Origin of the sequence: Arthrobacter sp. Y-9 (assembly GCF_029690065.1) — a bacterium.
GTDB lineage: Bacteria > Actinomycetota > Actinomycetes > Actinomycetales > Micrococcaceae > Arthrobacter_E.
In genome coordinates, this window is the sequence record NZ_CP121463.1 from 2,607,552 (window position 1) to 2,629,263 (window position 21,712).

The 21,712-nt window shown below is 68.5% G+C and carries 22 protein-coding genes; 9 read left to right on the forward strand and 13 right to left on the reverse strand.

The features are described 5' to 3' along the window. Nucleotides 1–199 precede the first annotated feature (199 nt). On the forward strand, nt 200–1,855 hold the full coding sequence (locus tag P9849_RS11730; protein ID WP_278266959.1) for a thiamine pyrophosphate-binding protein: 1,656 nt from the start codon (nt 200–202) through the stop codon (nt 1,853–1,855). A 143-nt stretch (nt 1,856–1,998) separates the two neighbouring features. On the opposite strand, the gene P9849_RS11735 is transcribed toward P9849_RS11730, so the two are convergent. Beyond that, nucleotides 1,999–3,366 carry an MFS transporter gene (locus P9849_RS11735; RefSeq protein WP_278266960.1) on the reverse strand — a complete coding sequence of 456 codons (1,368 nt, stop codon included), beginning with the start codon at nt 3,364–3,366 and terminating at the stop codon, nt 1,999–2,001. Nucleotides 3,367–3,517: 151 nt separating this feature from the next. Here P9849_RS11735 and P9849_RS11740 point away from each other — a divergent pair, with 151 nt between their 5' ends. The 6 genes from P9849_RS11740 to P9849_RS11765 are packed head-to-tail and all read left to right on the forward strand — an operon-like array spanning nt 3,518 to nt 10,080. Further along, nucleotides 3,518–4,990: a fumarylacetoacetate hydrolase family protein gene (locus P9849_RS11740; protein WP_278266961.1), complete on the forward strand. Its 1,473-nt coding sequence runs from the start codon at nt 3,518–3,520 to the stop codon at nt 4,988–4,990. A gap of 4 nt (nt 4,991–4,994) precedes the next feature. After that, nucleotides 4,995–5,672, forward strand: coding sequence for a GntR family transcriptional regulator (locus tag P9849_RS11745; protein ID WP_278266962.1), 678 nt, complete (start codon nt 4,995–4,997; stop codon nt 5,670–5,672). Nucleotides 5,673–5,713: 41 nt separating this feature from the next. Then, entirely contained in the window at nt 5,714–7,267 is a 1,554-nt protein-coding gene (hpaE, locus tag P9849_RS11750; protein WP_278266963.1) for a 5-carboxymethyl-2-hydroxymuconate semialdehyde dehydrogenase, read from the forward strand. A gap of 30 nt (nt 7,268–7,297) precedes the next feature. Then, the gene (gene hpaD, locus P9849_RS11755) at nt 7,298–8,461 is read left to right on the forward strand and encodes a 3,4-dihydroxyphenylacetate 2,3-dioxygenase (RefSeq protein WP_066211290.1); all 1,164 of its coding nucleotides are present in this window, start codon (nt 7,298–7,300) and stop codon (nt 8,459–8,461) included. Nucleotides 8,462–8,485: 24 nt separating this feature from the next. Beyond that, the gene (hpaH, locus tag P9849_RS11760) at nt 8,486–9,271 is read left to right on the forward strand and encodes a 2-oxo-hept-4-ene-1,7-dioate hydratase (RefSeq protein WP_278266964.1); all 786 of its coding nucleotides are present in this window, start codon (nt 8,486–8,488) and stop codon (nt 9,269–9,271) included. Then, on the forward strand, nt 9,256–10,080 hold the full coding sequence (locus P9849_RS11765) for an HpcH/HpaI aldolase/citrate lyase family protein (protein ID WP_278266965.1): 825 nt from the start codon (nt 9,256–9,258) through the stop codon (nt 10,078–10,080). Before hpaH ends, P9849_RS11765 begins: the two co-directional genes overlap by 16 nt. A 44-nt stretch (nt 10,081–10,124) precedes the next feature. On the opposite strand, the gene P9849_RS11770 is transcribed toward P9849_RS11765, so the two are convergent. Both P9849_RS11770 and P9849_RS11775 read right to left on the reverse strand, forming a co-directional pair. Continuing rightward, nucleotides 10,125–11,360, reverse strand: a complete 1,236-nt coding sequence (locus tag P9849_RS11770; protein ID WP_278266966.1) for an alpha/beta fold hydrolase — start codon at nt 11,358–11,360, stop codon at nt 10,125–10,127. Between the two features lie 65 nt (nt 11,361–11,425). Further along, complete coding sequence (locus tag P9849_RS11775) at nt 11,426–12,364, reverse strand: DMT family transporter (RefSeq protein ID WP_278266967.1); 939 nt, start codon at nt 12,362–12,364, stop codon at nt 11,426–11,428. Nucleotides 12,365–12,436: 72 nt separating this feature from the next. Here P9849_RS11775 and P9849_RS11780 point away from each other — a divergent pair, with 72 nt between their 5' ends. Both P9849_RS11780 and P9849_RS11785 read left to right on the forward strand, forming a co-directional pair. Beyond that, the gene (locus P9849_RS11780) at nt 12,437–13,342 is read left to right on the forward strand and encodes a LysR family transcriptional regulator (protein ID WP_278266968.1); all 906 of its coding nucleotides are present in this window, start codon (nt 12,437–12,439) and stop codon (nt 13,340–13,342) included. Nucleotides 13,343–13,420: 78 nt separating this feature from the next. Then, nucleotides 13,421–14,251, forward strand: a complete 831-nt coding sequence (locus P9849_RS11785; protein WP_278266969.1) for an oxidoreductase — start codon at nt 13,421–13,423, stop codon at nt 14,249–14,251. Between the two features lie 33 nt (nt 14,252–14,284). On the opposite strand, the gene P9849_RS11790 is transcribed toward P9849_RS11785, so the two are convergent. From P9849_RS11790 to P9849_RS11835, 10 genes are all read right to left on the reverse strand, one after another. After that, nucleotides 14,285–14,587 (reverse strand): HigA family addiction module antitoxin, encoded by a 303-nt coding sequence (locus tag P9849_RS11790; protein ID WP_278266970.1) that lies wholly within the window; start codon nt 14,585–14,587, stop codon nt 14,285–14,287. After that, the gene (locus tag P9849_RS11795) at nt 14,574–14,855 is read right to left on the reverse strand and encodes a type II toxin-antitoxin system RelE/ParE family toxin (protein ID WP_278266971.1); all 282 of its coding nucleotides are present in this window, start codon (nt 14,853–14,855) and stop codon (nt 14,574–14,576) included. The genes P9849_RS11790 and P9849_RS11795 overlap by 14 nt, the downstream gene beginning before the upstream one ends. A gap of 272 nt (nt 14,856–15,127) precedes the next feature. After that, a complete protein-coding gene (locus P9849_RS11800) occupies nt 15,128–15,664 on the reverse strand; it encodes a hypothetical protein (RefSeq protein WP_278266972.1) in 537 nt (178 codons plus the stop codon). Nucleotides 15,665–15,726: 62 nt separating this feature from the next. Further along, nucleotides 15,727–16,455 (reverse strand): hypothetical protein, encoded by a 729-nt coding sequence (locus P9849_RS11805; RefSeq protein ID WP_278266973.1) that lies wholly within the window; start codon nt 16,453–16,455, stop codon nt 15,727–15,729. Between the two features lie 184 nt (nt 16,456–16,639). Further along, nucleotides 16,640–17,503 carry an AraC family transcriptional regulator gene (locus P9849_RS11810; protein WP_278266974.1) on the reverse strand — a complete coding sequence of 288 codons (864 nt, stop codon included), beginning with the start codon at nt 17,501–17,503 and terminating at the stop codon, nt 16,640–16,642. A 247-nt stretch (nt 17,504–17,750) separates the two neighbouring features. Next, the gene (locus P9849_RS11815; protein WP_278266975.1) at nt 17,751–18,089 is read right to left on the reverse strand and encodes a HepT-like ribonuclease domain-containing protein; all 339 of its coding nucleotides are present in this window, start codon (nt 18,087–18,089) and stop codon (nt 17,751–17,753) included. Continuing rightward, the gene (locus P9849_RS11820; protein ID WP_278266976.1) at nt 18,086–18,529 is read right to left on the reverse strand and encodes a helix-turn-helix domain-containing protein; all 444 of its coding nucleotides are present in this window, start codon (nt 18,527–18,529) and stop codon (nt 18,086–18,088) included. The genes P9849_RS11815 and P9849_RS11820 overlap by 4 nt, the downstream gene beginning before the upstream one ends. 83 nt (nt 18,530–18,612) lie before the next feature. Continuing rightward, nucleotides 18,613–19,062 (reverse strand): NUDIX domain-containing protein, encoded by a 450-nt coding sequence (locus tag P9849_RS11825; RefSeq protein ID WP_278266977.1) that lies wholly within the window; start codon nt 19,060–19,062, stop codon nt 18,613–18,615. Beyond that, nucleotides 19,059–20,036 carry an alpha/beta fold hydrolase gene (locus P9849_RS11830; protein ID WP_278266978.1) on the reverse strand — a complete coding sequence of 326 codons (978 nt, stop codon included), beginning with the start codon at nt 20,034–20,036 and terminating at the stop codon, nt 19,059–19,061. The genes P9849_RS11825 and P9849_RS11830 overlap by 4 nt, the downstream gene beginning before the upstream one ends. Nucleotides 20,037–20,249: 213 nt before the next feature. Then, nucleotides 20,250–21,683, reverse strand: a complete 1,434-nt coding sequence (locus P9849_RS11835; RefSeq protein ID WP_278266979.1) for an MFS transporter — start codon at nt 21,681–21,683, stop codon at nt 20,250–20,252. Nucleotides 21,684–21,712 lie beyond the last annotated feature (29 nt).

Below are 21,712 nucleotides of genomic sequence, written 5' to 3' on the forward strand. Positions count from 1 at the left end.
GTGAGCATAACCGCCCGGAACCGGCGCGACAAGAGAACGTATACGATCCATGTTCTTGGGTATGATGTGTGACGTCCGGCACAGCCAGCCTCACAGGCGGCCGAGCCCGGTGCCCGAAAAAGGGGCACGAAGCCGTGCGAACAGCACGCGCGAGACACATACGGACACCACCTCTCCGTCTGTCTCGAAAGGCACGACCATGCCCACCGTCTCTCAGCACGTCGCGATCGCCCTGTCCCGCCACATCGATCAGGTCTTCGGCCTCATGGGCAATGGGAACGCCTACTTCCTGGACTCGATCCTGCGCGACACCGACGCCACCTTCACCGCGGTCCGCCACGAGGCCGGCGCCGTGGTGGCGGCGGACGCGCACTACCGCGCATCCGGTCGCATCGCAGCGGCCACCACCACCTATGGCGCCGGGTTCACCAACACGCTGACCGCGCTGGCGGAGGCGGCCCAGGCACGCATCCCGCTGGTGCTAATCGTCGGGGACGAGCCGACCTCCGGCCCCCGCCCGTGGGATGTGGATCAGATCGCCCTCGCGTCCGCCGTCGGGGTCCGCACCTATACCGCGGGGCGGCTCGACGCGGCGGCGACCACCATTATCGCGATCGAGCACGCCCTCGCGTATCGGCTCCCGGTGGTCCTCGCCATCCCCTACGACGTGCCCACGCTGGAGGCCGGGGACGTCCCCGCCACTCCCCCGCTCCGGCTCCCACAGCCCCAGGCGCCGGCCCCCTTCACCCAGGCCGCCATCGCCCGCGTGGCCGAGGCGCTCGCCCAGGCCGAACGGCCGCTCCTGCTCGCCGGGCGCGGAGCGCATCTCGCCGGCGCCGGCCCCGCTCTCGGAGCCCTCGCGGACGCCACCGGGGCCGTCACCTCGTCCAGCGCGCTCGGGCGAGGCGTCTTCCCCGACCAGCGCTTCGACCTCGGGGTGACTGGTGGTTTCGGAGCGCCGGGCGCCATGGAGCTGATCCGGGAAGCGGACGTCGCGATCGTTTTCGGCGCGTCACTGAATCCGTTCACCATGCGGTTCGGCGAGCTCTTCGCGCCGGGCACCCGCGTGGTGCAGGTGGACATCGCGCCGGCCGCGACCCATCCCCGCGTGGGCGACTACCTGCAGGGCGACGCGCGCCTGGTGGCGGAGGCGCTCACCGCGGCCCTCGACGCGGCCCTCGACGGCGCACGGCCATCGGGCTGGCGGGACACCGTGGACGTCGCGGCCCTGCGCACCCAGGATCCCGGAGAGCCCGAGCTGGCCGACGGGCGGCTCGATCCCCGGCTGGCAGCCGCGCGGATCGCCGAACTGCTGCCGGAGGACCGGATCGTGGTGAGCGACGGCGGGCACTTCATCGCCTGGGCCAACATGTTCTGGCCGGTGGCCTCGCCCACCCGCATGATCATGGTCGGCACCGCGTACCAGTCGATCGGACTGGGTTTCCCCAGCGTCGCCGGTGCCGCGCAGGCCGACCCTGACGCGACGATCGTCCTCACGACGGGCGACGGCGGCGGCCTCATGGCGCTGTCCGATCTGGAGACCGCGGTGCGTACCGCCTGCGGCCGGGGCCTGTGCGTGGTCTGGAACGACGGAGCGTACGGCGCCGAGGTCAACCTTTACGGCCTCAAAGGCCTGGCCGAGGATCCCATGCTCATCCCGGACGTGGACTTCGCCGCGCTGGGCAGCGCCGTGGGGGCCGAAGGCGTGGTGGTGCGGCGCATCGAGGATCTCGACCGGCTCGCCGAATGGGCCTCCCGTCCGGCGGGAGAGCGCCCCTTCCTCGTGCTCGACCTGAGGATCTCACGCTCGGTGATCGCCCCCTACCAGCGCGAGGTCATCCGCGTGAACAGCTGACGCCGGGGGCCGGCGTCGTCGGCGAGATGGCACTTTCTCGGGGAAACCGCGAGGTTCCGCCCGAGAAGGGGCCATCTCAACCACGCACGACGCCGGCGCCGGGCCTCGCGGTCAACTCACCGCCTGGTCAGCACCGCCCTTGTTCAGCGCTGCCAGGCGTAGACGCCGTGCGACTGCTCCTCCTCCGCGGCGGGGCTGAGGTCGATGCCCCGCCGGTCCCGGAGCAGGAGCGTGGCGATCAGACCCACGACGGTCATGCCCAGCAGATACCAGGTGACCGACTGGGACGTGCCGGTGGTCTGCTGGAGCCAGGCGGCGATGGTCGGAGCGAAGGCGCCGCCGACGATGGCCCCGATGGCATACGAGATCGAAACCCCGGAGAAGCGCACGGATGCCGGGAACATCTCCGAGTACCAGGCCGACTGCGGGCCGTACGTGAAACCGAGTCCGAGCGTGAGCAGGATGAGTCCCAGGGCCAGCAGGCCGGAGTTCGCGGTGTTGACCAGCGGGAACAGGGCCAGGACCGCCGACCCTTGGAGCACCCACCCGATCAGATAGGTGTTCCTGCGGCCGATACGGTCACTCAGCCAGCCGGCCACGAAGGTGGACACGAGCCAGCTCACCGACGATGCGGTCACGGCCCACAGCACGGACCCGCGGTCCAGACCCACCGGCCCGTCCGGATTGGTGGCGTAGTTCTGCACATAGCCGCCGGTGGTCATGTACCCGGCGGCGTTGTTGCCGGCGAACACGAGCGCGGCCAGCAGGACCAGCGGCGTGTACCGGGCGAACAGGCGCACCACGGGCATCCCGGTCTGCTCCTTGCGGGCGGCGATCTCGGTGAACACCGGGCTCTCCTCCACCCGCCGGCGCACCCAATAACCCACGAGGATCAGGACCACGGAGAAGAGGAACGGGATGCGCCAGCCCCAGCCGAGGAAGGCCTCGCCCGGGAAGAGCGCGTTCATGATGGCGAGCATCGCGCTCGCGAGCAGCAGCCCGATCGGCACACCGATCTGCGGCATGGCCCCGTAGAGCCCCCGCCGGTTCCGCGGGGCGTGCTCGACGGCCATCAGGACCGCGCCGCCCCACTCGCCACCGGCCGAGATGCCCTGGAGGATCCGCAGGATGATGAGCAGGACCGGCGCGAGCATGCCGGCCTGCGCGTAGCCCGGCAGCAGGCCGATGAGCACGGTCGAGACGCCCATGAGAATCAGCGTCACCACCAGGACGATCCGGCGGCCGTACTTGTCACCGAAATGACCCGCGAGGAAGGCTCCGAGCGGGCGGAAGAGGAAACTGATGCCCACCGTGAGGAAGGCCAGGATGGTTCCGATCCCCTTCCCGGCGGGTTCGAAGAACAGGTGTCCGAAGACGAGCCCCGCGGCGGAGGCGTAAATGAAGTAGTCGTACCACTCGACGGTCGTCCCGACGACGGTGGCGAAGAGGACCCGGCGGCGGTCCGTGGCGGACGCTTCCGGGCGGGTGAGGACAGGGGATTTCTCGTTCATCTGGTGCTCCAGGGGCGAGTTCGGGCGATGCACCATCGCATTGCACCAGAAAATATACGATTTCAGATATGACCTGACAACCCCCTTGTCAGTGAATCCAAATCGTATATGATTTGGTGTACGACCTCCGTCAGCGAGTGAAGGGACGCCCGTGCCGACCAAGGAATCCACGCCGTTTCAGGTGACTCCCGGCAAGATCATCGCCGTGCATCTGAGCTATGCGTCGCGTGCCGCGCAGCGCGGCCGGACGCCCGCTTCGCCTTCCTACTTCCTCAAACCGACGAGCTCCCTGAGCGTCTCCGGCAGCACCGTGGAGCGGCCCGCCGGCACCGAACTGCTCGCCTTCGAAGGCGAGATCGCGCTCGTCATCGGTGAGCCCGCGCACCGGGTCTCCGTGGGCGAGGCCTGGAACCACGTCGCCTGGGTGACGGCGTCAAATGACTGGGGGCTGTACGACCTCCGGTCCAACGACAAGGGCTCCAATCTGCGGAACAAGGGGCGGGACGGCTACACGCCGGTGGGCCCCGAGCTGATCGACGCGCGCACGATCGACCCCGCCGCCCTCCGCGTGCGGGCCTGGCGCAACGGCGACCTGGTCCAGGACGACACCTCGGGCGCCATGATCTTCCCGTTCTCCCAGCTGATCGCCGATCTCTCTCAGCACCTCACCCTCGAGACCGGCGACGTGATCCTCACCGGCACCCCGGCCGGCTCCTCCGTGGCCGTGCCCGGCGACGTGATCGAAGTCGAGGTCGACGCTCCCACGGTGGAAGGCGCGCCGTCGAGCGGACGCCTCGTCTCCCGCGTGGTCGAGGGCCCGGGCGCCTTCGACCCCGCCCTCGGTTCCCTGCCGTCCGTGGACGACCACCAGCGCGAGGAGGCCTGGGGCTCCCGTGAGGCGGCCGGTCTCGGCGAACCAGGCCCCGCCCTCTCCCCCGCCTTGCGGGCCAAGTTGCTGGAGACCCCGGTGGCGGGCCTTTCACAGCAGCTGCGCAAGCGCGGTCTCGACAATGTGGCGATCGACGGCGTGCGGCCTTCCGTGCCCGGCACCAAGATGGTGGGCGTCGCGAAGACGCTCCGCTTCGTCCCGAACCGCGAAGACCTCTTCCGCAGCCACGGCGGCGGCTTCAACGCCCAGAAACGCGTCTTCGACTCTGTCGGCGAAGGTGAGGTCATCGTCATCGAGGCCCGCGGTGAGCGTGGCTCCGGCACCCTTGGGGACGTGCTCGCGCTGCGGGCGCAGGTCCGGGGCGCGGCCGGCGTCGTGACCGACGGCGGCGTGCGGGACTACGTGACCGTGGCGGAGACCGGCCTCCCGGTCTTCAGCCAGGGCCCCCACCCTGCGGTCCTCGGACGCAAGCACGTGCCGTGGGACAGCGATCTGACCATCTCCTGCGGCGGCGCCACCGTTCAGCCCGGCGACATCATCGTCGGCGACGACGACGGCGTGATCGTCCTGCCGCCGTCGCTCGCCGAAGAGGTGGCCGACGCGGCCCTGGCCCAGGAAGCGGAGGACGCCTGGATCGCGCGCCAGGTGGCCGACGGTCATCCCGTGGACGGGCTGTTCCCCCTGAACGCCGAGTGGCGGGCCCTCTTCGAGGCCGAACGCGGAACGGGAGAATGAGGGCATGAGCAGCACCGTGACCTCCCTCAGCAAGTCCCAGATCGCCTACGAGTGGATCCGCGAGCGCATCGCGCGCCACGAGTTCGGGCCCGGCTACCGGCTCGTGCTCGGGTCGATCGCGTCCTCCCTGGACATGAGCGTGGTCCCGGTGCGCGAAGCCGTCCGGCGGCTCGAGGCCGAGGGTCTCGTGGAGTTCGAACGCAATGTCGGCGCCCGCGTGACGCTCGTGGACGAGCAGGAGTACGTGCACACCATGCAGACGCTCGGCGTCGTGGAGGGTGTCGCGACCTCGCTGTCCGCACCGCACCTCGTCTCGATCGACCTGGACCGGGCGGCGGAGATGAACGAACGGCTGCGCCGGCTCCTCGACGACTTCGACCCCCACCTCTTCACCGTGGTGAACCAGCAGTTTCACACCGTGCTGTTCGAGCCGTGCCCGAACCCGCACATCCTGGACCTGGTGCACCGGGGCTGGGCCCGCATGGCCGGGGTCCGCGATTCCACCTTCTCCTTCATCCCCGGCCGCGCCCGCGAGTCGGTGGAGGAACACGACCACATCATCGAGCTCATCCGGAGCAACGCCAGCCCTCTCGAGATCGAGATGGCCGCCCGGGACCACCGCTGGGCCACGATGAACGCCTACCTCGCCCAACGCCATCCCGGCGACGGGCACACCGCCTGAGCACCCATCCGGGTGTCACGATCACAACCTTGGAGGAGAGCATGACCCCCACGGCCCTGGACCGCCGGCACGTCCCCGCGGACCTGCCCGAGCGCATCCGTCACTACATCGACGGGGAATTCGTCGACTCCCTCGACGGAGACACCTTCGACGTCCTCGAACCCGTCTCCAACGAAAGCTACGTCACCGCGGCAGCGGGCAAGAAAGCCGACATCGACCGCGCCGTCGCGGCCGCCCGTCGCGCCTTCACCGAGGGCCCGTGGCCCCGCATGCTCCCCCGCGAGCGCTCCCGGATCCTGCACCGCATCGCGGACATCGTCGAGTCCCGGGACGAGCGCCTCGCCGAGCTGGAGTCCTTCGACTCCGGTCTGCCCATCACCCAGGCCCTCGGCCAGGCCCGCCGTGCGGCCGAGAACTTCCGCTTCTTCGCGGACCTGATCGTGGCTCAGGCGGATGACACCTTCAAGGTCCCCGGCCGCCAGATCAACTACGTGAACCGCAAGCCGATCGGCGTCGCCGGGCTCATCACCCCGTGGAACACCCCCTTCATGCTGGAGAGCTGGAAGCTCGGCCCCGCCCTGGCGACCGGCAACACCGTGGTGCTCAAGCCCGCCGAGTTCACCCCCCTCTCCGCCTCCCTCTGGGCCGGGATCTTCGAGGAGGCGGGCCTGCCGAAGGGCGTGTTCAACCTCGTCAACGGCCTCGGCGAGGACGCCGGCGACGCCCTGGTGAAGCACCCGGACGTGCCGCTCATCTCCTTCACGGGCGAGAGCCGCACCGGTCAGATCATCTTCGGCAACGCCGCGCCGTTCCTGAAGGGTCTGTCCATGGAACTGGGCGGCAAGAGCCCGGCCGTGGTGTTCGACGACGCCGATCTGGACGCCGCGATCGACGCCACGATCTTCGGCGTCTTCTCCCTGAACGGCGAGCGCTGCACCGCCGGCTCGCGCATCCTGGTCCAGCGCGGCATCTACGACGAATTCGTGGAGCGCTACGCCGCTCAGGCCCGGCGGGTCAAGGTCGGGTACCCGCACGATCCCGCCACCGAGGTCGGCGCGCTGGTGCACCCCGAGCACTTCGAAAAGGTCATGGGCTACATCGAGATCGGCAAGGGTGAGGGTCGCCTCGTGGCCGGCGGCGGACAGCCGGAAGGTTTCGCGTTCGGCAACTTCGTGGCGCCGACCGTGTTCGCCGACGTCGCACCGGACGCCCGGATCTTCCAGGAGGAGATCTTCGGCCCGGTCGTGGCGATCACCCCCTTCGACACGGAGGAGGAAGCGCTCGCGCTGGCCAACGACACCAAGTACGGCCTGGCCGCCTATGTGTGGACGAACGATCTGAAGCGGGCCCACAACTTCTCGCAGGCCGTGGAGGCCGGCATGGTGTGGCTGAATTCGAACAACGTCCGTGATCTGCGCACCCCGTTCGGCGGCGTCAAGGCCTCCGGTCTCGGTCACGAGGGCGGCTACCGTTCGATCGACTTCTACACCGACCAGCAGGCCGTGCACATCACGCTCGGCAAGGTCCACAACCCGACCTTCGGCAAGCAGGAACCGCCTCACGAGAACGATCTCGACGACCCGGACCCCCGCTGAACCGCCCCATCTCACGCAAGGACGCATGACATGACGCATCTGGAAGACCGCACCCTCACCTCCTCCGGTTTCTACGTGAGCCAGGAGGCGCCGATCCACACGGCGAACCCGGTGGCCACCCCCGAGTCCCCCGCGCCGGACATCCTTCGCTGCGCGTACATGGAACTCGTGGTGACCGACCTGGCCGCCTCCCGGGTCTTCTACGTGGACGTGCTCGGCCTGCACGTGACGGAAGAGGACGAGGACGCGATCTACCTGCGCTCCACCGAGGAGTTCATCCACCACAATCTGGTGCTGCGCAAGGGACCCGTGGCCGCCGTCGCCGCCTTCTCCTACCGTGTCCGCACACCGGAGGACCTGGACCGCGCCGTCGCGTTCTACACGGAGCTCGGCTGTCGGGTGGAGCGTCGCCCGGAAGGCTTCGTGAAGGGCATCGGCGACTCGGTCCGTGTGGAGGATCCCCTGGGTTTTCCGTATGAGTTCTTCCACCAGACCGACCACGTGGAACGCCTGTCCTGGCGTTACGATCTGCACGTTCCGGGTGAGCTGGTGCGCCTGGACCACTTCAACCAGGTCACCCCGGATGTCCCCCGTGCCGTGAAGTTCATGCAGGACCTGGGGTTCCGGGTCACGGAGGACATCCAGGATGACGAAGGCACCGTCTACGCAGCCTGGATGCGCCGGAAGCCGACCGTGCACGACACCGCGATGACCGGCGGCGACGGCCCCCGGATGCACCACGTGTGCTTCGCGACGCATGAGAAGCACAACATCCTCGCGATCTGCGACAAGCTCGGGGCGCTGCGCCGCAGCGACGCGATCGAGCGCGGTCCGGGACGGCACGGCGTCTCCAACGCCTTCTACCTGTACCTGCGGGATCCGGACGGCCACCGGGTGGAGGTCTACACCCAGGACTACTACACCGGGGACCCTGACAACCCGGTGGTCACCTGGGATGTGCACGACAACCAGCGCCGCGACTGGTGGGGCAACCCGGTGGTGCCCAGCTGGTACACCGAGGCGTCGCTGGTCCTGGACCTGGACGGGAACCCGCAGCCCGTCGTCGCGCGCACCGATTCGAGCGAAATGGCCGTCACCATCGGCGCGGACGGGTTCTCCTACACCCGGCCGGACGACCAGGAGGCCATGCCCGAATGGAAGCAGGGCGAGTACAAGCTGGGCAACCAGCTCTAGAGTCAGCGGAGAGGGAGGAACACCATGCTGAACGACAGCACCATCGCCCAGCTGGCCCAGGAACTCGCCGACGCCGAACGCGACCGTGCGGTGATCCCCCGGATCACCGCACGGCACCCCGAGGCGACGGTCGATGACTCGTACGCCATCCAGCGGGTCTGGCAGGAGAAGAACCTGGCGGCGGGCCGCCGCCTGGTGGGCCGCAAGATCGGGCTCACCTCCAAAGCCATGCAGCAGGCCACCGGGATCTCGGAGCCCGATTACGGCGTGATGTTCGATGACACCGTGTGGGAGAACGGCTCCGTGCTCCCCTTCGACGCGTACTCGAATGTGCGGATCGAGGTGGAGCTGGCCTTCGTGCTCAACGCGCCACTGGAAGGACCGCATTGCACGGTCATGGACGTGCTCCGGGCCACGGAGTACGTCACGCCGGCGCTGGAGGTGCTGAACTCCCACCTCGAGCTGGAGGGGCGCACGATCGTGGACACCATCAGCGACAACGCCGCCTACGGTGGCATGGTCCTCGGCGGGAATCCCACCAAGCCGGATGCGATCGATCTGCGGTGGGTGTCCGCCCTGCTGTACCGCAATGAGACCATCGAGGAGACCGGCGTCTCCGCGGGCGTCCTCAACCATCCGGCCACCGGCGTCGCGTGGCTGGCGAACAAGCTGCACCACCACGGAGACCGGCTGGAGGCCGGGGAGATCATCCTGGCCGGGTCCTTCACCCGGCCCGTCTGGATCTCCCGGGGCGACAGCGTGCTCTGCGACTACGGACCGTTGGGAACCATCTCATGCCGCTTCCTCTGAGCCCCACACTCCGCCACCGCCTGCGCGGGTCCGACCGTCCCCTGTTCGGCGGCTGGGTCTGCTCCGGTTCGCCCGTCATGGCGGAGGTCATGGCCGGATCCGGCCTCGACTGGATCCTCCTCGACATGGAGCACGCGCCCAACGGTCTCGAATCCGTGCTCTCCCAGCTCCACGCCGTGTCGGGATACCCGGTCACGGCCGTGGTGCGAGTGCCGTCCGCTGATCCGGTCATCATCAAGCAGGTCCTGGACCTGGGCGCTCAGACCATCCTGGTGCCGATGGTCTCCACCGAGGAACAGGCGCGGTCCGTGGCGGCCGCCGCCCAGTACCCGCCGCACGGCATCCGGGGTGTGGGCAGTGCCCTCGCACGGTCCGCCCGCTGGAACCGCGTGCCGGACTACCTGCAGAACGCGGCCGAGCACGTGTCGGTCTTCGTGCAGGTGGAGACCGGCGAGGGCGTGGAGAACGCACGTGCGATCGCAGCGGTGGACGGGATCGACGGCGTGTTCGTCGGTCCCAGCGACCTGGCCGCGTCGCTGGGCTTCCTCGGCCGGCAGGGCCACCCGGAGGTCGTCGCCGCGGTGGGCCGCGCCTTCGCCGACGTGATGGCCGCGGGGAAACCCGTGGGCGTCAACGCCTTCGACCCGCAGGCCGCCGCCGATTATGCGGAGGCCGGGGCGGCCTTCCTGCTCGTGGGGGCCGACGTCGCGCTGACGGCCAGAGCGTCCGAGGCTCTCGCCGCGCGCTTCATCCCCCAGCCCGGGGACGGCGACGGGGGCGACGGCGGCGGGGCCACGGCCTCGTACTGAAACGCGCCCTGCCCGGCCCGGGCCGACAGGCCCGGCCGGGTACGCTACCGCCGCACCCGCGCCGCCCACTCCCGGAGCAGCTCGCGGACCTTCTCCGGCTGATCCAGGTGGACGTTGTGGCCGGCTTCATCCAGAACCTCGTACCGCGCGTCCGGGAAGCTCTGAGCGAGGACTTCCTGGTCCTCGAAACCGACCACGTGATCCTGTCGCGCGGCCACGATCAGCACCGGCTTGGCGAACCCCGCCAGCCGGGCGTCCGGCGCCGGGTCCAGGACGTAGCGCTTAGCCAGGCGATCCATGGCGCGCGGGTCCGCGGCCTTCAGCCCGGGCAGCGCCGCGGTCCGGAACCTCTCCCAGTTCTCCGGCGACTGCACCACCGACAGTTCCTCATACGCCATCGCATCGCCGGGCTTCAGCGAGCGCAGCAGATCCTCGTCGCGCCGCAGCACGGTCTGCTCCGGCAGCGTGCGACGGGAGAGAACCGAGTCCACCACCGGAGCCAGCAGCGCCAGCCCGAGCACCTGATCGGGCCGCCGCGCCGCCAGTTCGCGCGCCAGCAGGCCACCCAGGGAGTTGCCCACGACGGCGAAGGGCCGCCCGCCCGTCAGCTCCCCCGCCGCGGCGTCGAGCCAGTCCGCGAGAGCCGGCAGATCGCCATCGCCGGTCAGGGCGGGAGTGCCGCCGAATCCGGGGAGGTCGAGGTACAGACGTTCCCAGCCGCCGTCGTCGAACACGTCGTCCAGATCCAGCAGCAGGCGGTGGTCGATGCCGTTGCCGTGGACGAACAGGAGCGGTGTGCCCTCGCCCCGCCGGACGAGGTGCGGCTGGGGCCGCACCGTCGCGAGGGCGAGGTGCAGGAGCGGATACGGGCGCCCGGCGTCGTCGGTCTCGCTGCGCCCCGTCACGACGAACCCGTGGTGCGCATAGAAGGCGGCGGCCCCGGGATTCTGTTCGTTGACGTCCACGGACCGCACGCCCTGCGCGCTGATCACGTGGTCCAGCAGGGCGCCTCCGATCCCCTGCCGATGAGCGGAGGCGTCGACGAAGAGCATCTCCAGCCGGTCCTCGGCCGTCCCGGCGAAGCCGACCACCCGCCCGTCGAGCTCCGCGACGCTCAGCCGCACCTGCGGGAAGTACGCCTCGGCGAGCTGCGCCTCGATCCCGTCGCGGTCCGCGGCCTCGAGGAAGTCATGGGTCGCGTCCACGGCACTGCGCCAGATGGCGACCAGCCCGGGGTACTCCTCGGGTCCGCGGCAGTCGCGGATGAGCACGGAAGACATCGCGGGGAACTCCTTCGTCAGGGCTGGATCGCCGCTGGACAGACCAGGACAGAACAGTCACCAGACTAATCGAGGACCTTGTCCTTCCGGGGCACCGTGATGGTGACGGTGGCGACCGCGATCAGGACGATGCCGGCGAGCTGGACCAGGTCCGGGATGTGGCCGTAGACCGCGATATCCGCGAAGATCGCCACGGCTGGATTCACGAAGGACAGCGCCGCGAGGGCCATGGTGGACAGGACCCGTGCCGAGCCGTAGAGCGCCGAGTACAGCAGGCCGGTGTGGATCACGCCCATCGCCGCGATCCACCACCAGCCGGTGCCGCTCCATTGCAATTGGGCGGCGAACGGCAGGAGCAGAAGGGCCCCCGTCACGCACTGGATCAGGGTCATGACATACGGGCGGATCCCTGCTGTGTGCTTCGCCGCCAGGGTGGCGAGAGCGTAGAGGAGGCCGGCGAGCAGCGCCGAGAGGACGCCACCGATCTCGCGTGGCGCGAGGTTCTCGATCCCTCCGGGCCCGATGAACTTCGTGGCGAGGAGGAGCCCGCCGAACGCCACGACCAGCCAGATCAGGTCCCGCCTTCTCGGCAGTTCGCGGCTGATCAGCGCGCCGAGCGCCACCAGCAGGAACGGCTCCATGTGATACGACACCGTTGCGACGGTGAGCGTGGTGGTGGCGAAGGACTGGAAGAGGAACACCCAGTTCGCCACGAGTGCCACGCCGCCGCCGAGAGTGAGCAGGACCGCCTTCGCGGTCCAGGTGCTCTTGCGGAACGCGTCGGTCGCCAGCGCGAGGAGCAGCAGTGCGCCGGAGGCGAAGACGCAGCGCCACGCGACGGTGGTGATCGGGTCGGTGCCGGCTTGGATGCTGAACACCCCGATGGTGCCCCAGCCCGCCATGGCGAGCGCGAGCCAGATCTTGGCGCGCAGCACTGTGGAGGCTGACGGCGGGCCTGAGGGAGACTGCCGGCGGGTGCTGGTGAGGTCTGCGGAGGAGGTCATGTATCGATCATGAGCGCGATTTTCTTTTAGCACCAGTAATAGTTTCTAGGCATTTCATTGTAGAATTAGTGAATGATCGACGTCCTTTCGCTCCGCGCTCTGATCGCCGTGGCCGACACGGGTTCGGTGACCTCGGCCGCGACCCTGCTCAGTTACACGCCGTCGAACATCACCCAGCACATCCGCCGCCTCGAACGGACCGTCCAGTGCGCCCTCCTGGAGCGAGTGGGGCGCGGGGTGGTGCTCACGGAGTACGCGCGATCGCTCGTGGAGCGCGGACGTCCCATCGTCCTCGCGCTGGACGACTTGGCGGCGGCGCACGACGGCGAACCGGCGGGCCGGGTGCGGATCGCCGTCTTCCCCACGGCGCTGCGGGGGCTGATCATCCCCGCCGTCGCGGCCCTCGGCTCCGCGCACCCGGCCCTGGCAGTGCAACCGCTGGAGCTCGAGCCCGAGGAATCCCTGCTCTTCGTCCGGACCGGCCTGACGGATCTCGCGCTCGTGAAGACGTGGGGCCGCCTCGCGGAGGAGGCTCCCGATCCCGAACTGCGGCGCCTCTCGCTCGGGGTGGACCGCGTGGACGCGATCCTCCCCGCCCAGCATCCGCTGGCTGGGCGGCCCGGGGTGTCCATGGAGGAATTGCGGCAGGAGCCGTGGGCCGTGACACCGGATGACGGACCGTACCGCCAGTGGATCGCCGCGCAGGGCGGACTCGGCAATCCCACCGGCCCCGTCTACGAGGCCGCGGAATTCCAGTCGATCATCGAGTACATCGCGGCAGGCCTGGCCGTGGGCGCGGTCCCCCGTCTCGGTCGCGGACCCCTGCCGCCCGGTGTCGCCGCGGTGCCGCTCACGGGGGAAGCCTCCTTCCGCGAGGTGTCACTCGTGGTCCGGGCGGCGGCCGCCGACGGCCCCAATCTGCGGGCCGTCATTCAAGAGATCCTGCGGCAGTCAGGATTGTCCCTGGAAACTCCGTGAGAATGTGGTGAGCAAGCGCTTCACCTCTCGGTCCGGACGATCCGGTCGGGATTCCACACGCCAGGAAAGGACGAGGACATGACGCAGAAGGTCGCAGTGGTCACGGGAGCCTCCTCGGGGATCGGCGAGGCCGCCGCCCGCGGATTGCACGCGGCGGGCTTCACCGTCTATGCGGCGGCCCGCCGCCTCGACCGCATGGCAGCCCTCGCCGACGCCGGCATTCACACGATCGCCCTGGACGTCACCGACGCGGAGTCGTCCGCCGCCGCGATCGCCTCGATCCTGGAGCCGGAGGGCCGGATCGACGTGCTGGTCAACAATGCCGGCTATGGGTCCTACGGCTCGGTGGAAGAGGTGCCGCTCTCGACGGCTCAGGCGCAGCTCGACGTCAACGTCCTGGGGCTCGCCCGGATGGCGCAGCTCGTGATCCCGGGGATGCGCGTTCAGGGCAGCGGCCGGATCCTCAACGTCAGTTCCATGGGCGGACGCTTCGCCATGCCGATGGGCGCCTGGTATCACGCCAGCAAATACGCCGTCGAGGGACTCAGCGACGCCCTGCGGATGGAACTCGCGCCCTTCGGGATCGACGTCGTGCTCATCGAACCCGGGTCCATCCGGACCGAGTGGGGCGGCATCGCCGCAGGAAACCTACAGGAGGTCTCCGGGGACGGGCCGTACGCCGGACAGGCCGCGGCCATGGCCCTGACGATCGGCGGCAGCTCGGGTCCGACGGCGCGCCTGGCCTCCCGGCCCGAAGTGGTCGCCAAGGCCGTCGTGAAAGCCTCGACCGCCAAGCACCCCCGGACGCGGTACCTCCCGGGCTTCGGCGCCAAACCGCTGGTGTTCCTGCGGGCGGTGCTCCCCGACCGCGCTTTCGACGCACTGATCGCCCGGGGACTGGGGGTCTGAGGCTTAGAACGGGAGTGCGGCGGCACTCGTGTGCTAAGCCACCTGCAACGGCGTGATCTCGGCGATCTGTCCGGCCACCCGATCCTCGGCACGGTCCAGTTCATACTGAATCTGGAGATGGAGCCAGAACTGGGGCGTGGTACCGAAGTACCGCGCGAGCCGGAGCGCGGTATCGGCCGTGATCGCCCGCTTTCCGTGCACGATCTCGTTGATCCTTCGCGGAGGCACCTTGATCGAGACTGCCAGCTTGTTCTGTGTGATGCCGAAGGCTTCGATGAAGTCGGCCAGGAGCACTTCACCGGGGTGGACCGGCGCGAGCCGCTCAGTGATAGTCAACGATCTCAACCTCCTCGGGACCAGCGTCCGTCCACCGGAAACAGATGCGCCACTGGTCATTGATCCTGATGCTGTGTTGCCCTGCACGTTCACCCGCGAGCGCTTCCAGGCGATTGCCAGGCGGTACGCGCAGATCCGCGAGTGATTCGGCCGCTCCCAACTGACGGAGCTTTCGCAGGGCGACACGATGGATCCGAGAATCGATCGACGGTACGCGATCCCTCCGCCACAGGCGACCGGTGGCGGGGTCGCGGAACGACCTGATCACAGCGCCAGCATATAACGCATCGCGTTATTAACGGAATGCGTTATACCAAAAGCTCGCCACGTCACCAGGTGCCGATAGCGCGGGCTGCTCCCTTGCAGGACTCCCGCAACGAAGACCTGTCGCCGCATGATCTCTCTGATACTCATGCCCTCAGCTTCGTCCAGTCGCACCGCCTCGTCGCCTGGTGAAGTTCGCTATGTGGACAAGGTCCGGTGTGGAAGACTCGCGCCACGGCCACACAGACTCGCCTCCGCCGCAGATGACCCGCGGCCTCAGCTCAACGGCCAGGACCACCGCGCGTCAGCGGCGCTGCATTCCCGGGCCATGCGCCGGGCATGAGACGCGGCCCGCTTGGTGCTCAACGGCACCGCTGATTCCCAGACCCAGTCCTTGGGGAGGACATGGAGGGCGAGGGTCTCCAACCGCCGTCGTTCATCAACAGCCCGGATGAGCACGACGGCGAGGTTCTGAATCCCCCACCACAGCACAGCGCTTCCGTGGGGAATGGCTCCGGCCTCGAGCACCTTCCGCCCGTAACCGTCGTCCGGACTGAGGACCGACTCGGCGTGAAAGGAGTCGCCGCCGTAGAAGTGAATGCAGTGACGCCTCAGCGTGGTCTCGGTCTCGAGGAGCGCGCCGGCGTCACCGGAATCGCTCAGAGGGGCCATCGCGAGAGGGAAGATGGCATGGTCACCTCGGTCGACGACAGGCAGGCCAAGATCTCCCCACCGGGGCTTCCTCCACGTGGGGATCGTCTCCAGGGCGCGGAGGAGCGCAATGCCATCCGTGATGTTCTCGACGTCGGTCATGGACACTGATCCTGCCATGACCGACGTCGGCCGCGCAGAGGTGACCGCCGATTACAGGCGTCTCAGCTACCTTCGCCCGACGTGCGGCGCGCACCGGGCGGGCGCTGCAGCAGCTCAGGGAGTCTTTGCAGTTCCGCGAACGTGGCGAGACTGTCGCTCAGACTGACGAATGCCAGGATCTGAACCACCCCTCCCCGACGCGCCGCAGCTTCTAGTTTGTGGTGCCCGTCAAGCAGGAAATGCGTGAGTCCCCAATGGGCGTAGTAGTCCCCGGAAGGCCCGGCGAGCGCGGGCTGACACACGTCCAGCGTCGACAGGGCGACCGCCGTCGGCGTCGTGCCCTGGCCCAGGATCTGTTCATACTGCGCAACCCGCCCGCGGTCGTTCCAGGTCGGCGGGACCATGGGGACGACGAACTCGTAGAGGTGCGCGGCGTCTCCCACGGACGTCTCAAAGGTCCGATAGTAGAAGCTCCGTGGATCCTCAGGCAGACCCCAGAAGCTGTCGATGCCCCAGGTCTCCACTTGCTCGTGCGCGAAGTAGTCCCTCTGGTCGCCGGGCTTCACGAGCTCCGGGCGGACTTCCAGAAGAAGAGGAAGGTAATCGCCCTCAGGAAGCAACCCGGCGAAGGCCTCGATCAACTCCGCGTCCACTGCCCCGATCGCCTGCTCCAGCGCCGGGACTGAGGTCACCGCTGACGAGAGAGTGCCGTTCGCACCGGGCAGACGTTTGAAAAGGAACGGACAGGTGCCGCACCATGACGAGAGTTCGAACGCCTGTGCGCCCGCCATGAAGAGACTGCGCGACGCTATCGGGGACGCCGGGTCGGGAGGTCCGAAACGCAGGGGGGCGAGGTCTTCCGCCGACCCAAGATGGCACGGAGACAGAGCGGCGAGCAACACATCCCGATCCTAGGTGGCCCCCTCAAGGTCGGCAATGGTCCCGGGGCATCGCCCCCGCCCCAGGACCGCTCGCTCACCCCTTCTCGATCGGCAACCAGAGCTCGCACGAAGCGAAGCTCTCCTTGAATTCCAGATACCGCACGATCGACGGACCGGGCCGCAACCGCCACGGGTTCGACGGGAACCACTCGGTCGCCGTCGCGGCCCAGAGGTTCTGCAGCGTTTCCGGGAACGGGCCCCGCGCGGCGAACACCGCCCAGGTGCCGGCTTCGAGCGGGAGAGCGTCGAGATCCTCGGGGAACTCCGTGCCGGCTTCCACCGCGACGCCGTGCAGATACGTGAGCAGAGATCCTTCCGGAGCGTCCGGATCGGTGCCGTCGGTGACTGCGAGGATGCCCGACGGCTCGGCGCTGCTCAGGGCCTTGAGGCGCACGTGTTCCTCGACCGGGATCGCGGCGAGGTGCGCCTGGATGTGAGGGTTGACCCCTCGATGGATGAGCGGGACCCGAGCGGCATGCCCGACGAGCATGAGGCCGGGCAGTTCGGTGATGGTGACGTCCATGGACGTGCCCCCTTCTACGCTCAGGCGGAACCTGAGCATGGTGTGAGTGCTGAGCGGACCACCATGGCGTCGCACGTCGGACGGGCTGGCGCCGTGCACGGAACGGAACGCCCGGCCGAACGCCTCGACCGACCCGTAGCCGTAGCGCACGGCCACATCGAGGAGATGCGGCGCGCCTGCGGCCAGTTCGGCGCCGGCGAGGGTCATCCGGCGGTTGCGGATGTACTCCGAGAGCGGCAGCTGCGCCAGCGATGCGAACATCCTCCGCAGGTGATACTCCGTGGTGCCGTGCCGCCGGGCGAATCCGGCGACGTCGATCGGCTCACCGAGATTCTCCTCGATGTGGTCGACCAGGGCGTTGAGCGTGGCGATCATGTGGTCCTCCTGACACCAATGATTCTCCGGGGCGGGCCGGGGACGGGACCCGATAGTTCCGGTCCGGTTCGATCAGGGTTGCTCGCTCAATGTCCAGTGGGCAGCAGGTTGTACATCATGCGGCCACGCCGAGCGACCTACAGACCGCGGACGATCTGCAGCGCAACATCGGTGGCATGGTCCACAGACCTCGAACTTCTCAGACTCGCGCTCAGCAAAAAACACCCTGTCGGGCGGCCTCCAGGATTCATCCGAGATCGAGCGACCGGATATATCCATCGATGACCGGCAGATCGTTGACCAGGGTGTCCCAGACGGCCCCGTAGTCCGTTCCCTCATAGTGATGGGCCAATCGGTCACGCATGCGTTTGATGGAGGACCAGGGAACTTCCGGATGCAGCCCAATCGTCTCTGAACTCATGCGCGCCACGTTTTCACCGATTTTCACGATGAGCGACTCTGCTGCGAGTCCTGGCACATTGTCAGGGTCACCGGTGTACCAGTCGTGCCCTCGCGCGACGAGATCGGCGCCGATCGCACACAGCCTCAGGATCTCGTTCAAGGCCCGGCTGTCACGATCGCTCATATTTCAACCGCAGACTTCAGAATTTCATGGTCGTCCGGTAGGCCGCCGTCAGTCACGACGTCGACCTCGATGCCCAAGAGTTCGCCGGCTTCATCGGCAAACTTAGCAAGCGTCAACAGACCCATGCCTGCAGGTCTCGTGACCAGAAGGTCCAGATCGCTGCCGGGCCTGTCGTCACGTCGAGCGACCGACCCGAAGACTCTCACGTTGACAAGACCATAGTGGTGCGCGAGATCGACCAGGTCAGTTCGGTGGTCAGCCAACGCATCGTGGGGAAGCGGCAGTGTTGCCGCGCGGAGGCGGTTCACCATATCAACGCTCGGCTTGCGCCGACCAGCCTCGTAAGCCGCGATGTTGGGCTGAGCCACGCCGGAGCGGCGGGCCAGCTCGGCCTGGCTCAATCCAGCGGCTTCGCGGATTTCTCGAACGCGGTTACTCACCCACTAAATATATCGCGTGATATAGGGGCGCGTCTGTGAAATCCATCGATATCAGCCCGCCATCTTCGACTCAAAAGGCAGCATCAGCCGACGATTTCCCCCAGCAGGGCCCCGAAGCCCGCGCACAGCACGTGACCGTGTTCCAAGGGCGCCCACCAGCAGGTCCAGCGCTGCGCCTGCCCCTTGGACGGATGCTCCTCACCGGCCTGCCATCGTTCCGGGACAGAGTCCTCCACCGGCACCAGCTGGAAGAAATGACGCTCGTGACGCTCCTCCTTGGCCGGCCGCACATCGTAGAACTCCGTGCCCAGCTCACGGACCACACGGGTCTTCAGGCCGGTCTCCTCGAACACCTCCCGGACAGCCGCTTCCGCAGGAGCCTCCCCGGGCTCGACGGTGCCCGCCGGAACCTGCACGCCCGTGACCTCGATCGGCACGTCGTCGTGGGTGAAGACCAGGAGTCGTCCGTGGTGGACGACGTAGGCGACGGCCTTCTGGACCACCCGCGCCTCCCGGGGCGCTGCGCCGCTCATGCCATGCCCCGGGCGCGGACCGCCGCCAGGATGTCGTCGTTCGCCTGCGACCACGCCTCGATCATCCCGGCGCCTCCGTGGCCTTCCCCCTCATCGATCACCAGACGGGACGCGGGCCATGCGCGATGCACCTCCCAGGCGGTCACCGCAGGGCCGGAAATATCGTTCCGGCCGTGGATGAGCACGCCGGGTATGTCCGCGATGCCGGCCATACCCGCCAGGAGCCCAGCCTCGCAAAACCCTGAGTTCGACCAGTAATGCGTCGTCAGCGTCGCGAACGCGAGGCGGTAGGCGTCGGACTCCCATCGCGGGTCTCTGGAGAATCCGCCGGAGCCGATGGACACGTGGGTGTCCTCCCAGAGCGCCCATTCCTTCGACGCCGCATCGCGGAGCCCGCTGTCCGCCGAGCTCAGAAGCCGGGCATAGGCATCGATCAATCGGCCCTCGCCCCGCCGGTATCCGATATCCGAACCCTCCGCGAACGCAGCAAGTCGGTCCCAGGCCTCGGGGAACATCATGCCGACACCTTCGGTGATCCACTCGACCTCGCGGCGACTCGTCGTGGTGACCGCCACGAGCACGAGCCCCAGCACCCGGTCCGGGTGGGCCTGGGCATACGCCAGCGCCAAGGTGGAACCCCACGAGACCCCATTGACCACCCAGCGATCGATCCCGCGGTCGGCACGAAGTGATTCGATATCGCCGATGAGATGGGCCGTCGTGTTCACCCCGAGGTCGGTCAGCGGATCGGAGGCGTGCGGTAGTGAGCGTCCGCACCCTCGCTGTTCAAAGCCCACCACCCGGGTCCGTTCCAGGTCCACCCGCCGCCGATAGCCACTCGCACCGAGTCCTCCGCCGGGACCTCCGTGCAGATAAAGGACGGGAATTCCCAGGGGGTCGCCCCACTCCTCCCAGTAGATCCGCTGGCCTTCGGTGACCTCGAGGAAGCCGGACTCGCGAGGAACCTCTGACATGCCGTCACGCCCTTTCCCTGCCGCGCCCCGGGAGGCGACGGGTCGCCGTCGTCGTGGCCGCCGCCGACCGTGCCACAGCACGAGCCTGCCACACGACCTCCGGTTCCTCGGCGACGTCGCCGACTTCGCCCTCCGACCCACGACACGGAAAGACCCCGGCACCAGGTGGTGCCGGGGTCTTTCCCGTCAGTGCGTGAACAGCGAGCGGATGGCTCAGACGGCGTCGACGTCGGCCTCCAGCGGTCGGGCACTCCGCGTCCGGAACGCCAGGCCGAGCACCGACAGCAGGGCGATGACCGAGAGAACGGTCGCCGCGAGGAAGCCCGCCCTGCCTCCGGCGTAGAAGTCGCCGGGGATCGCGAAGGCCGCGAAGACGGAGGCCACGATGGCCAGGCCGACCGCGCCACCGAGCTGCTGCATGGTCTGGAACAGGCCAGATGCGGCACCGGCCTCCTCCGGATCGACGTTCCGCAGGGCGAGGGTCGTCAACGGCATGAACGTCAGCCCTGCCGAGATGCCGGTGAAGGCGAGCGCGGCGATCACCAGCGTGAGCGGGGTCTGCGGGCCGATCAGCGCCAGAGGGACGAAAGCGGCGACCCGAAGCGCGGCGCCGACATTCACCAGACGCTCCGCGCCGAAGCGCTCCACCAGCCTCGGCACGATGCGTGACATCGTGAACACTCCGACGGGCATGGGCAGGAACATCAGTCCCGTGAGGAGCGGCGAGTAGCCCTGCGCATCCTCCAGGTACTGCACCATCAGGAAGAACATCGCGAGCATTCCGGCGTACGTCGCCGCCATCGCGGCCAGTGCCGCCACACGGCTGGGGCTGCGGAGCAGTTGCGGCCGGAGCAGCGGATGGGCCACCCTGCGTTCCGTCACGGCGAGCGCGACGAGCAGGAGGGCGCCGACGGCGAGCCCCGTCAGGGTGAGCGGGCTGGACCAGCCGTCCTCGGCGGCCTGGATCAGGGCCCAGACGATCGCGACGGCGCCGCCGGTGGCGGTGACGGCTCCCAGGACGTCGAAGTGCCCGGTCTGGCGCGGGGTCTCCGCCACCAGCTTCGGCACGGTCACGAGGATCGCCAGGCCGATGGGGACGTTGATGAACAGCGTCCACCGCCAGTCCGCCGTCGAGGTCAGGATGCCGCCGAGGATGAGGCCGAGCGCGCCACCCATGGAGGAGATCGCGGAGAACATGGCCAGGGCGCGGTTGCGCGCCTTGTCATCGCGGGCGCTGGTCGTGATGAGGGCCAGCACGCTCGGGGCGGCGAACGCGGCGCCGACCCCCTGGAAGGCGCGTGCGACCACCAGGAAGAGCGGATCGGTGGCGAGGCCACCCAGGAGTGAGAAGAGGGTGAAGACGGCGACGCCGGCCAGGAAGGTCCGACGGCGGCCGAGCACGTCGCCTACGCGGCCGCCGAGCAGCAGGAGGCCGCCGAAGGCAAGGGCGTAGGCGTTCAGGACCCAGCTGAGCTGAGCCGGGGAGAAGTGGAGGTCCGTGGCGATGCGGGGCAGCGCCACGTTCACGACGGTGGCGTCGAGGACGAGCATGAGCTGGGCGAGCATGACGAGGCCCAGCCCGAGGGAGGTTGTCCGGGCTGTGGCCCGGTTCCGGGTGGGCAGAAGGGTGTCTGTGAGGGGAGCCATGGGGAGTCCTGTTCTGACGACGGGGACTG

Bases quoted from the DNA above. Each gene is read 5' to 3' on its own strand.
- P9849_RS11730 (WP_278266959.1), top strand. From the start codon at position 200: ATGCCCACCGTCTCTCAGCACGTCGCGATCGCCCTGTCCCGCCACATC.
- P9849_RS11735 (WP_278266960.1), bottom strand. From the start codon at position 3,366: ATGAACGAGAAATCCCCTGTCCTCACCCGCCCGGAAGCGTCCGCCACG.
- P9849_RS11745 (WP_278266962.1), top strand. From the start codon at position 4,995: ATGAGCAGCACCGTGACCTCCCTCAGCAAGTCCCAGATCGCCTACGAG.
- hpaE (WP_278266963.1), top strand. From the start codon at position 5,714: ATGACCCCCACGGCCCTGGACCGCCGGCACGTCCCCGCGGACCTGCCC.
- hpaD (WP_066211290.1), top strand. From the start codon at position 7,298: ATGACGCATCTGGAAGACCGCACCCTCACCTCCTCCGGTTTCTACGTG.
- hpaH (WP_278266964.1), top strand. From the start codon at position 8,486: ATGCTGAACGACAGCACCATCGCCCAGCTGGCCCAGGAACTCGCCGAC.
- P9849_RS11765 (WP_278266965.1), top strand. From the start codon at position 9,256: ATGCCGCTTCCTCTGAGCCCCACACTCCGCCACCGCCTGCGCGGGTCC.
- P9849_RS11770 (WP_278266966.1), bottom strand. From the start codon at position 11,360: ATGTCTTCCGTGCTCATCCGCGACTGCCGCGGACCCGAGGAGTACCCC.
- P9849_RS11775 (WP_278266967.1), bottom strand. From the start codon at position 12,364: ATGACCTCCTCCGCAGACCTCACCAGCACCCGCCGGCAGTCTCCCTCA.
- P9849_RS11780 (WP_278266968.1), top strand. From the start codon at position 12,437: ATGATCGACGTCCTTTCGCTCCGCGCTCTGATCGCCGTGGCCGACACG.
- P9849_RS11785 (WP_278266969.1), top strand. From the start codon at position 13,421: ATGACGCAGAAGGTCGCAGTGGTCACGGGAGCCTCCTCGGGGATCGGC.
- P9849_RS11800 (WP_278266972.1), bottom strand. From the start codon at position 15,664: ATGACCGACGTCGAGAACATCACGGATGGCATTGCGCTCCTCCGCGCC.
- P9849_RS11805 (WP_278266973.1), bottom strand. From the start codon at position 16,455: ATGGCGGGCGCACAGGCGTTCGAACTCTCGTCATGGTGCGGCACCTGT.
- P9849_RS11810 (WP_278266974.1), bottom strand. From the start codon at position 17,503: ATGATCGCCACGCTCAACGCCCTGGTCGACCACATCGAGGAGAATCTC.
- P9849_RS11815 (WP_278266975.1), bottom strand. From the start codon at position 18,089: ATGAGCGATCGTGACAGCCGGGCCTTGAACGAGATCCTGAGGCTGTGT.
- P9849_RS11825 (WP_278266977.1), bottom strand. From the start codon at position 19,062: ATGAGCGGCGCAGCGCCCCGGGAGGCGCGGGTGGTCCAGAAGGCCGTC.
- P9849_RS11830 (WP_278266978.1), bottom strand. From the start codon at position 20,036: ATGTCAGAGGTTCCTCGCGAGTCCGGCTTCCTCGAGGTCACCGAAGGC.
- P9849_RS11835 (WP_278266979.1), bottom strand. From the start codon at position 21,683: ATGGCTCCCCTCACAGACACCCTTCTGCCCACCCGGAACCGGGCCACA.